This window comes from Cryobacterium sp. M91, from assembly GCF_002929615.1.
Taxonomy (GTDB): Bacteria; Actinomycetota; Actinomycetes; order Actinomycetales; family Microbacteriaceae; genus Cryobacterium; species Cryobacterium levicorallinum.
The window spans coordinates 76,687-89,143 of sequence record NZ_PJJT01000087.1; the positions used below are offsets into that span (position 1 = coordinate 76,687).

Genomic DNA, 12,457 nt, shown 5'->3' on the forward strand with positions numbered 1-12,457 from the left:
GACCGTTCATCCCAGTAAGCGGATGCCAGCGGCCGGCTTATTCCCCACCTGACCGGTTTTAACAGCCAGCGTTGGTCTGCGCCTGGTCCAACTGCATGACGACAGCGATGTTCTGCACAGTCGCCTCGTTTGGATTGTAGTCAACAGGGCGGTAGCAGCTGACCAGCACCAGGCGGTTGGGGATGGCGTTGGTGAGCTCGTCGTTGTTCTTGTACTCCGATTTGTTCAGCTGAAGCACCTTCTGCTCGACGTAACACAGCCTGCCGTTCGCCGTGTCAATGCTCGCGACGGCACCGGGTGCCATGTCCTTGAGGTCATTGAAAACTGCGGATCCGACCGCAGAATGCCCATACAGGTAGACGGTGTTGGTCGAGTCTGTGCCGGCGGTCCCGCCGACAATGGTCGTGTCCCAGGCGATGGTGGTGAGTTCGGGCGGATCGAAGCCGTCGTTTTCGTCGATCATGGCCTGCGTGTATTCCGAAACGGCACCATCGAGGGCGATGGAGGGTACTCGAAGTCGCAGCGGCGCTGCAGCGGTGATCGTGACCTCAGCCGCAGGTACCGCCGCGGGCGGAGCGGGCGTCGCCGGTACCGCCCGGTGAATCTTCGGCGTCGGCGTGGCCGTCGCTGCGATAGTGGAGGTCGGCATCGACTTCGAGCCGGTCGGATGGAGAAACAACCACCCGACCGACATCGCGCAAACGAGCGCGCCCGCGCCGACGAGCAGCGCTTTTTTAGTGACGGGCACTGATGCGGCGTGCACCGATGGCTGCAGCTGTTAGCACGGCCAGCAGCAGTGCCCCGACCCCGAGAAGGAGAGGCGAGCCGCCGTCATCGGTGGCGGGAACGAACCCGTCGGTCTTAGAATCGTGCAAAGTGTTTTTCGCGATCGGTGTTGGTGTCGTCGCCGAGGCGAGAGAGTTGTTTGTCAACGAGGCAGTGCAGGTGACGACGGATCCACCGCCGTTGGCCGTGCCGTTGCACTGGTTGATCGACACCGGCAGAAGCGCGCTGGTCGTGGATGGGGTCACCGTGCAGGTGACCCGGTCGGAGGCGCCGCCGCCGTTGGTTGATCCGTTGCACTGCGTTATGGTGGCGTCGGTGGTGCTGGCGGGGAACGGGTCGCAATTCAAAGTCGGCCCGGTGCCTTCCGCACCGGATCCGTTGCATTGATTGACCGTCGCATCGGTCACGTCAGTGGATGTCGACCCGGTCACGTTGTTCGTCACCATCACGTTGCAGACGACGCTGGAGCCTCCGCCATTCGCTGCATCGTTGCACTGGTTCACCGATGTGGTGAGCGAGTCGTACGACGTGGTCGCGGTGGTGCAGGTAGGAGCAGTATTCGCGGCCGCGTGACACTCCGTGACGGTAACCGTGGAGCTTTTCACGCCGGTGGCGACATCAAGGTTATTGGTGACGGTGACTTCACAGTTGAGACCCAAACCACCGGTGTTTGCCACACCGTTGCACTGGGCGATCGTCTCCGCGGCAGAGGCGGATCCGCCGGAAGGAGCGAAAGTCAGGCCCAGGATGGCGAGAAGCATTGCCGTGGCGAGCACGAACACGCGCATCAGCGGCCGACCAATTGACATTGCGTAGGTGGGACCGGGGATGTTGGTAACTGTACTCAAAACGCTCCTCAAGTAGATTCTGAGACTAACACGCCCCCGTCCCGGGGGAGGGTGTGGTACTTCGGTAGGGTGATCAGCATCATGCAAATCCGAGAGATCGGCATTTCTCCCGTCAAGGGTGGCTGCCACCAGCCACGTGAGACCGTTTCGCTCGCGGTCGACGGTCCCATCGGTGACCGCGAATTCGCCGTCGTCGATCGAAACACCGGCACCATTCTAAAGACGGTTGAGCATCCGCTTCTGGTGAGGTGCGAGGCTCGCTGGGCTGACGGCGTGCTAGCCGTCGCGTTCGAGAGCCGCCGAGTTGCGGCGGAACCCGAAATGACGGACGAGTATCTCGACCTGGACTACTGGGGTCGATTCACCGCCATGCAGGTGATCGAGGGGCCGTGGGCCACTGAATTCTCCCGGCTGCTGGGGCGCAGCGTCACCCTCGCGCGGAGCACTGTCACGGGATCCGTGGTGTACGGCGACTCCGTCACGATCACCACGTCGAGTTCCCTGGCCCGGTTGGCCGGCGAATCGCAAACAGCGGTCGATACGCGCCGATTCCGCGGCACTTTCACGATTGACACCGGCGACGCCGACGCGCACGTCGAAGACTCCTGGGCTGGCCACGAACTCGAGCTCGGGGGAGCCCTGCTCCTCGTGAAAGGCGGCATTCCCCGGTGCGCGGTCATCGACATCGACCCCGACACCGGCGCTCGCGGCACCCACCTGTTGAAAACACTCGCCAACTACCGGCTGCAGGCGAGCGACATCATGTTTGGCGTTTATGCCGAGGTGATCCGTCCGGGAACCGTGTCGGTCGGCGACCACGTGCGGGTCGTGCCACCCCACTGAGCAGACCCGCTGGTCAGGTCCTTGCGACGCCGGGAGACTGCCGGCCCCAGCCTCCGGTTGACTTCCGGAGGCTGGTCGGGGAGGGCGTGGCTCAGCGTTGGATTTCTGCGTCGGGACGCAGCCGGATTAGCCGCTGCGGGCCATCCTCTTTCAGCTCGGCCAGGTCGCTGCGCGACGAGAGAAAATCGGTGAAGGAACGAAAACCGAGCGGCTTCTCGTTGAAAGACGGGTCCATGCGGCGCATCTGGTTCTTGACGGTGCCCGTGTTGAGCCATTCGTCGTCGTCGCCCTTGGCGTGACCGATCTGCAGCGCACGCACGAGGAGCTCGGTGGCCAGGGTCTGCGGGTCGATGTCTTCGGCTTCGGGCTCGTCGAATTGTGCGTCATCGGTGTGCGAGAACATGGGAATCGTGGTGAACTTGCGGGCCTCGGTGGGGGCCGGGTCGGGTGCAATTTCGGCGGGTTCGGGCGCCCGCCTGCTGGACTTAGGCCTCTCCACAGCTGTCGCGGTGGCTTTGCCGATTCCGGGCAGCGAGTCGTAGTCTTCAAACTCGTCGCACGCCGCCGCCAGCGAGGTGCTCGTCGAGCCCGCGACGCCGATGCCCACCACGAAGCGACCCAGCCGCTTCGACTTCTGGGCGAGCGCGATGTAGTCGGAATCGCCGGCGATGATGATCACATGGGTCAGATCGGGCAGCCGAAAGAGGTCTTCAACCACATCCACGGCCAAACGGATGTCTGCACCGTTCTTGGTTCCGCGGGTGGTCGTGGTGAACAGCTGGGTCAGGTCCACCGCTCGGGACATGAGCTGGCGCTGGTAGCTTGCATTGACCGGAACCGACCAGTCGGCGTAGGCACGATTGACGACTAAAGTTCCGAAAGACGCCGCAAAGTCGATGATGGCGTTGAAGTCAACGGTCGCGGCCGCGAGCCGTGCGGCGATCTCGGGGTCGGCATCCGCTGAAGACTTGTTGAAATCGCGGATGCCGTCGCGCTGAAAGGCATTGCGCCCGTGCAACTGCTGATAGCGCGAGATGACGATGTTGTCGAAGTCGATATAAAGGCCGACGCGGGCGTCGTTCGGTTCAGTGATGGTGAGCTCCTTAGCCACAGGCGGAAGACTCAGTTGCGATCCGGTAGGTATAGTCTGCGCTGCGCTGCGGGTAGAGGGCAACTCGGTGCGCGGTCAAGCAGTCGCGAGATACTGGAGGGATGGACGACAAAGATACCCTCGCTGATTTTTTGCGCTCAGCCAGAGCTCGGCTAACGCCCGCCGATGTCGGGCTTCCTATTAACCCGCTTGCGGCGGCCCGGCGAGTGCCCGGACTGCGCCGTGATGAAGTGGCTGAGCTCGCCGGCGTGAGCGTTGACTACTACGCGCGCATGGAACAGGGCCGGGTGACGCAGGCATCCGATGCGGTTGTCAATGCGCTCGGCGAGGTACTGCACCTGAATGAGGCGGAGCGCACCTATCTGTTCTCGCTGTTGTCGGCGTCGACCGGTGGACGCACACAGCAACGGCGGCGCTCCAACACGATTCGGCCGTCAGTGCGCACCATCATGGACTCGTTCCCCGCGCAGCCGGCGTTCGTGCTCGGCGTTGGCATGGACGTGCTGGCCATGAACGACCTCGCCAAGCTGTTGCTGAAGGACTTCACGCAGGGCGTGGGACTCGGGCGCAGCATGGCAAGATGGACATTCCTCGACCCGGCGGCACGCACCCTGTACCTGGACTGGGACATTGTGGCCCGCGACGTGGCGGCCATGCTCCGCCACGACGCGCGATCTCACCCGAACGACCGGGCACTCAACGAGCTGATCGGCGAGTTGACCGTCAAGAGCGACGAATTTCGCGCCTGGTGGAGTCAACACCGGGTGTGGGAGTGCACGTTCGGAGTCAAGCGTTTCATACACCCGATCGTTGGTCGGGTCGACGTGGACTACGAAACCTTCCCGGTTCCGGGCGAACCCGACCAACAACTCTTCGTATACAGCACGCAACCCAGGTCCGCCTCGAACGACGCCCTGCGCATTTTGGCCTCGTGGCGCACCGATCAAACGGATGCCGCCGCGCTCAAGTCCCTTCGCTGACGCTTTTAGCACCCCTCGGGCAGTCGCGGCAAGTACGGTGCCTCGAGACGGGTGCGCTCCTTGGCGCTAAGTCCTTTAATGACGGATGCCCCGGGCCGCGTTGAAATCTGTGGCCCGGGGCGGTTCGTGCCTGGGTTTTCTATCGACCTGCGAGGCTTATGCCGCGCCGGTCAGTGCGCCTACGCGTCGACGCGGGTCTCGTTCGCAAACGTGGCAACGTCGATAACGAAACGGTAGCGCACGTCGCTGCGGATAACGCGCTCGTATGCTTCGTTCACCTGATCGACCGAGATGATCTCAATGTCGGCGCCGATTCCGTGGACGGCACAGAAGTCGAGCATTTCCTGGGTCTGGCGGATGCCACCGATCTTGGAGGCGGCGATGGAGCGACGCTGGGCGGCGAGCCAAACCATCTTCACGCTGTCAGGCTCGGTGGGGATTCCGACGTGCACGAGCGTGCCGTTGAGGGCGAGCAGCTTGAGGTAGCCCTCCAGGTCGAGGTTTGCGGCCACGGTGTTCACGATGAGGTCGAAGTGGTTCTCGAGCTCGGTGAAGGTGGTCGGGTCGCTCGTGGCGTAGTAGTGGTCTGCGCCGAAACGCAGGCCGTCTTCCTTCTTGCTCAGGGTCTGGCTGAGCACGGTGACCTCGGCGCCGAGCGCGTGGGCGATCTTCACGCCCATGTGTCCGAGGCCGCCCATGCCGAGGATGGCAACCTTCTTGCCGGGGCCGGCCTTCCAGTTCGTGAGGGGGGAGAAGAGCGTGATGCCGGCGCAGAGCAGGGGAGCGGCCTCGGAGAGCTCGATGCCGTCTGGGATGCCGAGCACGTAGTTCTCGTCGACGACGATCGCGGTGCTGTAGCCGCCGTTGGTGGGAGTGCCGTCGTGATTGCGGTCGTTGTACGTGCCGACCTCGCCCTTCAGGCAGTACTGCTCTTCGCCGGCGAGGCAGTTGGCACACTCGCGGCAGGAGTCAACGAAGCAGCCAACGCCGACGCGGTCGCCCACCTGGTATCGGGTGACGCCGCTGCCGATGGCTGAGACGATGCCGGCGATCTCGTGGCCGGGAACCATCGGGAACAGTCCGGTATCCCACTCGTCGCGTGCCTGGTGGATATCGGAGTGGCAGATGCCGGCGAACTTGATGTCGATCGCGACGTCGTGAGCGCCGGGGGTGCGCAACTCGATGGTGGTGCGAGCGAGGGGCTGGTTGGCCGCGGGGGCGGCGAGGGCAGGAACGGTGGTCGTCATAAAAAACGTCTTTCGGTACCGGTGGTGGAATGCGGGGGAACCCCGTGCCGTGGCACGTGTCGGCGGTGACATCCGCTCGTGCAACATTACGCCGCTCCACCGACACCGTCGAGGCCGCAGCATGGCACTGTCTGACCTACCCAGGGCATCCGCTTTCGCGACGCCTTCACAGTGCATCGGCCGGGAATATCTCGCCATCGACGGGTTCGGCGGTGGAATCAATGCTGGCCACCCCGAGAAGGTCCCGGCAAAACTGACCGAACACCTCTGGAACCTGCACACCAAGCGCGACCAGTTCCGCCTACAGATCAGCGCCGACTGACCGCCGTCAAATTGACTTGAGCGACCGCGAGCACGTCGCGGCACGTGTTTGAGAAGCCCGCCCGTGTTTACACACGGGCGGGCTTCTCAGTTGAGCGCCGCAACGAGGTCGCGTGGCACTAGCCCGCAGCGACCCATTTTTCTTGACGTGGCTCAGGGACCCGTGCATGCATCGCACACCCCCACGACGCCGGTGCGATCCGAAGCCCGCTTGACGAGCGAGTCCAATCGGCTGATCGCGTTGACATTCGTTCGTCCCACGACCTAAAATGGAATCGATTCCATGGAATCGATTCCACGAACACGATGAGGTGAACAGATGGCCGAGGTCACAATCAAAGACGTGGCAGCGCTCGCCGGCGTTTCTGCGGCGACGACGTCCCGCGTGCTCTCCGGCAACCCGGCCACCTCCTCGCAGGCGCGCGTCAAGGTCGCCGCGGCAGTCAAGGAGCTGGACTATCGGCCCAATGCCCAGGCCAGGGCCCTGCGGTCGACCCGCAGTGACTCGATCGGCCTGCTGGTGCCGGACGTGCGTAACCCGTTCTTCGCCGACCTCGCCCACACCGTCGAACAAGCGGCGCTCTCGCAGGGCTACGTCACGCTGCTCGGCAACGCCAATGAGAAGAAGGTGCAGCAGGACAGGTACCTCGACACCCTGATTTCTCGGCGCGTGGATGGCATCATCGTGGCGCCACTCGGTGACGGCGGTGGCAGCGTCCACGCCTTGATCGAGCGCGAGATTCCCACCGTGTTCGTGGACCGCACGGTTGACGGTATCGACGTTCCGAGCGTGACCACCGACAGCAAAGTCGGCATTCGCCAGACCGTCAAACACCTCGCCGCCCTCGGTCATACCCGGATTGGCTACATCTCCGGCCCCCAGGCAACCTCAACGGGCCGCGACCGATTCGCCGCCTTCACGGCCGTCGTGGCCGACGCCGGTCTCAGCCAGGACTCCGATTTGGTCTACTTCGGTGACTTCCAAGCGGGGAGTGGCTCGGCTGGTGTGCACGCCCTGCTGCAACTGGATGACCCGCCCACGGCCCTGCTCGCCGCCGACAGCCTGATGGCCGTCGGTGCGATCGCGATTCTGCACAAGCTGGGACTGGGCATCGGCACAGACATCGCGCTGGTCGCCTTCGACGATATCGAGTGGTTCGCCCTGCTCAACCCGGCCCTCAGCGTCATCTCCCACAGCGTCGAGGACATGGGCCGAATCGCTGTCGGCCTGCTCCTTCAGGTCATCGCCGGGGAAAGCCCGCAATCGGTGGTTCTGCCCAGTGAACTCGTCATCCGGGCGTCGTCGATGTCGCCCATCCTGCCTGCAGCCAGCCGAAGGAAGAACTGACATGACACAACAACCGCTGCTCACCCTGCAAAACGTGGGGAAGGTCTTCGGCCCGGTCACGGTCATCGACGATGTCACGGTCAGCGTCTACCCGGGCCAGGTGCAGGTGCTGCTCGGGGAGAACGGTGCCGGCAAGTCCACCCTAATTAAGATGATGGCCGGGGTTTACCAGCCAGATTCCGGCCACATCGTGGTGGATGGTACAACGGTCACCCTGCCGAACACCCGAGCGGCCGAGGCGCTGGGCATCGCCACGATCCATCAGGAACTGAACCTGGTTGCCACCATGAGTATTGCCGAGAACGTCATGCTCGGGCGGATGCCGACCCGGCACGGTCTCGTGGACCGTCGCGCCATGCGACGGCAGGCCCGTGCCGCGCTCGACCTGATCGGACTCGATATCGACGTGGACACCCTGGTGGGGGACTTGGGCATCGCCCGGCAGCAACTGGTCGAAATCGCCAAGGCCTTGAGCGTCGACGCCCGTATCCTCATCCTGGACGAACCCACCGCGGCGCTTACCCGACACGAAACCGAAAGCCTGTTTGCCGTCATGGCCGATCTGCGACGGCAGGGCGTGGGCATGCTGTTCATCAGCCATCACCTCGACGAGATCGCCGAGGTGGGCGACACCGTCACGGTGCTACGCGACGGGGAATACATCGCGGAGGTTCCCGCTTCGACACCCGAAGACGAGCTCGTGAAGCTGATGGTCGGCCGCGGCATCGACGACCAGTTTCCCCGGGACTCCGCAGACCTGAGCCAGGCCGCAGAAATCCTCACCGTGGAGAAGCTCACGTCAACAGGGCGGTTTAGCGACATCAGCTTCACCGTCAAAGCCGGCGAGGTGCTCGGAATCGCGGGTCTGGTCGGTGCCGGTCGCACCGAACTGATCCGGGCGATCGCGGGCGCCGACCGGTACACCTCCGGCACAGTCACCGTTCGCGGACAAAGCCTGCCCAACGGAAATATCAAGGCTGCCATCGCTGCTGGTATCGGGCATGTTCCGGAGGACCGCAAGGCGCAGGGACTGGTGCTCGACGCCTCCGTCAATAACAACCTGGGCTACGCAACCCTCGCCTCCACCGCGAAACTGGGGCTGGTGGACTTCGCCGGCCAGCGCCGTCGGGCCGCCGCCGTTGCGAAAAAACTGCGCATCCGCATGCACACCATCGATCAACCGATCGGTGCCCTCTCCGGCGGCAACCAGCAGAAAGCCGTGTTCGGCCGCTGGATCATCGCTGCCTCCACGGTCTTGCTGCTCGATGAACCCACCCGCGGTGTTGACGTGGGTGCCAAGGTCGAAATCTACGAATTGATGAACACAATCACGGCGGCCGGGGGAGCGATCCTCATGGTCTCCAGCGAACTGCCCGAGGTGCTCGGCATGAGCGACCGCATTCTGGTGATGCGTGACGGCCGACTCGCCGGTGAGCTCACGGCCGCGGAGGCCACTCAAGACGCAGTCATGACACTCGCCGCCCGCGATGTCGACGAGAAGCACGAACAGAGATAGGGAAGAACCTCATGTCCACCACCACCCTGCCGACGCCGCGCCGCGGCCTCGACTACAAGAAGTTCCTCGCCAACAACGGTGCCCTGGTCGGCCTCGTCGCGCTCTGCCTCGCCCTGTTCATCGCCACCCCCGACTTTCTGACCGGGCCGAACCTGCTGAACATCGGCATCCAGGTCTCCACCGTGGCCGTGTTGGCCTTCGGTATGACCTTCGTAATCGTTGCCGGGGGGATCGACCTGTCGGTCGGCAGCGTGGCTGCACTGTCGGCCATGTCCTCGGGCTGGATGTTCGCCAGCGCCGGGCTTCCGGGGTGGCTCGCCCTAGTGGGAGGCCTGCTCGTCGGAGCCCTGGCCGGTGCCATCAACGGTATGGCGAACGCCTACGGAAAGCTTCCCTCCTTCATCGCCACCCTCGCCATGCTCAGCGTGGCCCGGGGACTGACCCTGGTCATCTCCGACGGCCGCCCGATCAAGACCGCGCCCGAGGTTTCCTTTCTCGGCGGTAATCTGGGACCGGTTCCGATGCCGATCGTCATTCTCGTCATCGCCGCCCTGGTCGCCTCGTTCATCCTCAACCGCACCGTGATCGGCCGTTCGATGTATGCCGTCGGCGGCAACGCCGAAGCGGCGCGGCTATCGGGACTGCCGGTCAAGCGCATCCTGGTCACCGTCTTCACGCTGGCCGGCCTGTTCGCGGCCCTCGCCGGGCTGCTGCTCGCCGGCCGGCTTGACTCCGCGCAGCCTCAGGCAGCTGCCGGCTACGAACTCGACGCCATTGCGGCCGTCGTGATCGGCGGCGCCTCCCTGGCCGGCGGACTCGGCAGGATCTCCGGCACCCTGGTTGGAGCCCTGGTTTTGGTCGTCATTCGCAACGGCTTGAACCTGCTCAATGTCACGTCGTTCTGGCAACAGGTCGTCATCGGCCTCGTGATCGCCCTGGCCGTGGGCATCGACGTGCTGCGCCGCAAAACGCGCAGCAGCTGACTCGACGCTGCCAGCATCCACCAATCTTTCACCGCTCCCCGTTCGTTCCATCCCCACCCAAAGGAAAAACAATGAAGTCATCCTCGTTCCTCAAAATCGCGGCACTGACCGCGACAGCGGCCTTGATCCTCGCGGGCACCACCGCCTGTGGCCGAGGCGGCGCTGAGGCGTCCGGCGATAAAATGGTGCTCGCGATTTCCACCCTGAACAACCCGTTCTTCGTGGAACTGCGCGACGGAGCAGAAGCTGCCGCCGCCGAGGCCGGAGTGGAACTGAGCATCGTCGATGCCCAGAACGACTCCGCCACCCAGGCCAATCAGCTCGCCACCGCTGCGTCCAGCGGTGCCCAGGCCGTCATCATCAACCCGGTCGACTCGGATGCCGCGGCCTCAGCCGTTGGCGATTTGATCACGGCCGGTATTCCGGTTATCGGCGTTGACCGCACCGTCACCGGAGTCGACCTCGCCTCACTCGTCGCCAGCGACAACGTAGCCGGCGGGCGCCAGGCGGCCGACGAACTCGCCAAGGCCATGGGCGAAGCGGGCACCGTCATTCACCTGCAGGGTGTGGCCGGAACGTCGGCCAGCCGCGAGCGCGGTGCCGGCTTCGAGGAAGGCATGTTGGCCTACCCCGGCATCACCGTGGTCGCCACGCAGACCGCCAACTTCGACCGCGCCGCCGCGCTCGATGTGACGACCAACCTGTTGCAGTCCAACCCGGGTGTCACTGGTCTCTTCGCGGAGAACGACGAGATGGCGCTCGGCGCCATTCAGGCGCTCGGCGCCAAGGCCGGCACCGAGGTCTTCGTCGTCGGCTTTGACGGCACCGCTGATGGACTCGCCGCAATTGAAGCGGGCACCCTGGTGGCTACCATTGCCCAGCAGCCGGCCGAACTCGGCAAGCTCGCCATCGAATTCGCCGTCAAGGCCATCAAGGGCGAAACGATCGAGACGACCGTGCCGGTCGAGGTCGTCTCCGTCACCAAGACGAATGTCGGCGATTTCACCAAGTGATTCATCTGGCCAGTAGTGCGCTCGTTCCACCGATCGGCATCGTCGAGCGCGGTTCGGTTGTTGTCGTCGGTTCCATCAACGTCGACCAGCTGATCCGTGTGCACCGCCACCCGCAGCCGGGGGAGACCCTCATCGGAACGTCGATGGAGTTTCTGCCGGGCGGTAAGGGGGCCAACCAGGCGGTGGCCGCGGCCCAACTCGGTGCGAGCGTACTTCTGGTCGGCGCCGTGGGCCGGGATGCACAGGCCCACGTCGCCACCGCGATTCTGACTCGCGCCGGTGTCGACCAGTCGGCCGTGCGTACGGTCGACGCCCCCACCGGGCTGGCGTTGGTCAGCGTGGCCGACGATGGCGAGAACACCATCGTGGTCGTCCCCGGTGCCAATGCCCTGATGGGTGCAGAGGTCGTTCAGGCCTGCGCCGACATCATCGCGGCCGCAGCCGTCGTGGTGCTCCAGGGCGAGATCCCCGCGGCGGGAATCGCCTTGGCGGCGCGGCTGGCAACGGGACGCGTGGTGTTGAATCTGGCGCCCGTGATCGAATTGGATCCCGCCGCTATCCGGCGCGCCGACCCGCTGGTCGTCAACGAGCACGAGGCTGCCCTCGTGCTCGCTCAACTGGCTCCGCAGCGCTCCGTTCCGGCCGAGGACGCCGACTTGGTTGCCCGACTGCTGGAGTGGGGCGTCGCATCCGTTGTACTGACCCGTGGTGCCAGCGGGGCGATCTGCGGCGACCGCGAGGGCACCCATTCCGTGGCTTCGCCGACGGTCGTCGCCGTGGACAGCTCGGGAGCCGGTGATGCCTTCGTCGGCGCGCTGAGCGCGCAGCTGGCCGCCGGGACGAGTCTGCTTGAGGCCGTTCGCCTGGCCGTGCGGGTGGGCGCGTTCGCGGTGCAGAGCCGGGGAACCCAGCCCTCCTATCCGACCCTGGCCGACGAGCTGCCGACGGTGAAAGCCCAGGTTCACGCATGAAGAAGCGGGGAATTTTGAACGCCGAGCTGTCGGGAGCACTCGCCCGGCTGGGTCACACGGATATCATTCTGCTCGCGGACTGCGGCATGCCGATTCCGCCCGGGGTTCCCGTGATCGACCTCGCTCTGGTGCACGGTATCCCGCGGTTCGAACAGGTTCTCGACGCCCTGCTCGACGAGATGGTGTTTCAGGGCTGCGTGGCGGCGGAGGAGGCCAAGACCGCCCCCGCGGGGGCCTGGCTGGCCGAACGCTTCAAAGACATCGAGTACATCAACCACGCGGAGTTGAAGTCCTTCTCCGCGACGGCCAAGCTCTTCATACGCACGGGCGAGGCGACGCCGTTCGCCAACGCGGCGCTGGTGTGCGGAGTGTCGTTTTAAGCAAGTCAGCCGCTGGCGCGTTCCCAGGCAGTCACGCCGTTTAACTACAAAAACGTCGTCGCACGGTTCTGCCACGCCGATCAGGAGAAGTGGTCGCGCCTCGTGGTACG

The 12,457-nt window shown here is 64.6% G+C and carries 13 protein-coding genes; 9 read left to right on the forward strand and 4 right to left on the reverse strand.

The features are described from left to right. Positions 1–58 precede the first annotated feature (58 nt). Both CXY80_RS12635 and CXY80_RS12640 read right to left on the reverse strand, forming a co-directional pair. Positions 59–748: a class F sortase gene (locus CXY80_RS12635; RefSeq protein WP_104132726.1), complete on the reverse strand. Its 690-nt coding sequence runs from the start codon at positions 746–748 to the stop codon at positions 59–61. Further along, the gene (locus CXY80_RS12640) at positions 735–1,634 is read right to left on the reverse strand and encodes a hypothetical protein (RefSeq protein WP_146070735.1); all 900 of its coding nucleotides are present in this window, start codon (positions 1,632–1,634) and stop codon (positions 735–737) included. Before CXY80_RS12640 ends, CXY80_RS12635 begins: the two co-directional genes overlap by 14 nt. 81 nt (positions 1,635–1,715) lie before the next feature. Here CXY80_RS12640 and CXY80_RS12645 point away from each other — a divergent pair, with 81 nt between their 5' ends. Continuing rightward, positions 1,716–2,477 carry an MOSC domain-containing protein gene (locus CXY80_RS12645; protein ID WP_146070736.1) on the forward strand — a complete coding sequence of 254 codons (762 nt, stop codon included), beginning with the start codon at positions 1,716–1,718 and terminating at the stop codon, positions 2,475–2,477. Positions 2,478–2,568: 91 nt separating this feature from the next. Here the strand turns inward: CXY80_RS12645 and CXY80_RS12650 are convergent, their stop codons facing one another. After that, entirely contained in the window at positions 2,569–3,588 is a 1,020-nt protein-coding gene (locus tag CXY80_RS12650; RefSeq protein ID WP_233195355.1) for an NYN domain-containing protein, read from the reverse strand. A 101-nt stretch (positions 3,589–3,689) separates the two neighbouring features. Here CXY80_RS12650 and CXY80_RS12655 point away from each other — a divergent pair, with 101 nt between their 5' ends. Next, positions 3,690–4,568, forward strand: a complete 879-nt coding sequence (locus CXY80_RS12655; protein ID WP_092451468.1) for a helix-turn-helix transcriptional regulator — start codon at positions 3,690–3,692, stop codon at positions 4,566–4,568. A gap of 179 nt (positions 4,569–4,747) precedes the next feature. On the opposite strand, the gene CXY80_RS12660 is transcribed toward CXY80_RS12655, so the two are convergent. Continuing rightward, positions 4,748–5,815 (reverse strand): NAD(P)-dependent alcohol dehydrogenase, encoded by a 1,068-nt coding sequence (locus tag CXY80_RS12660; protein WP_104132729.1) that lies wholly within the window; start codon positions 5,813–5,815, stop codon positions 4,748–4,750. 121 nt (positions 5,816–5,936) lie between these two features. Here CXY80_RS12660 and CXY80_RS12665 point away from each other — a divergent pair, with 121 nt between their 5' ends. The 7 genes from CXY80_RS12665 to rbsD all read left to right on the forward strand — a co-directional run bounded on the left by CXY80_RS12665 (position 5,937) and on the right by rbsD (position 12,347). Then, positions 5,937–6,137, forward strand: coding sequence for a hypothetical protein (locus CXY80_RS12665; RefSeq protein ID WP_092451472.1), 201 nt, complete (start codon positions 5,937–5,939; stop codon positions 6,135–6,137). A 318-nt stretch (positions 6,138–6,455) separates the two neighbouring features. Continuing rightward, positions 6,456–7,484, forward strand: coding sequence for a LacI family DNA-binding transcriptional regulator (locus tag CXY80_RS12670; protein WP_104132730.1), 1,029 nt, complete (start codon positions 6,456–6,458; stop codon positions 7,482–7,484). 1 nt (position 7,485) lies between these two features. Beyond that, positions 7,486–9,000: a sugar ABC transporter ATP-binding protein gene (locus tag CXY80_RS12675; RefSeq protein ID WP_092451476.1), complete on the forward strand. Its 1,515-nt coding sequence runs from the start codon at positions 7,486–7,488 to the stop codon at positions 8,998–9,000. An 11-nt stretch (positions 9,001–9,011) separates the two neighbouring features. After that, positions 9,012–9,983: an ABC transporter permease gene (locus CXY80_RS12680; RefSeq protein ID WP_092451478.1), complete on the forward strand. Its 972-nt coding sequence runs from the start codon at positions 9,012–9,014 to the stop codon at positions 9,981–9,983. 71 nt (positions 9,984–10,054) lie between these two features. Further along, a complete protein-coding gene (locus CXY80_RS12685) occupies positions 10,055–10,996 on the forward strand; it encodes a substrate-binding domain-containing protein (RefSeq protein ID WP_104132731.1) in 942 nt (313 codons plus the stop codon). Continuing rightward, positions 10,993–11,967 carry a ribokinase gene (locus tag CXY80_RS12690; RefSeq protein WP_233195356.1) on the forward strand — a complete coding sequence of 325 codons (975 nt, stop codon included), beginning with the start codon at positions 10,993–10,995 and terminating at the stop codon, positions 11,965–11,967. Before CXY80_RS12685 ends, CXY80_RS12690 begins: the two co-directional genes overlap by 4 nt. Then, positions 11,964–12,347, forward strand: coding sequence for a D-ribose pyranase (rbsD, locus tag CXY80_RS12695; protein ID WP_092451482.1), 384 nt, complete (start codon positions 11,964–11,966; stop codon positions 12,345–12,347). Before CXY80_RS12690 ends, rbsD begins: the two co-directional genes overlap by 4 nt. Positions 12,348–12,457: the final 110 nt, after the last annotated feature.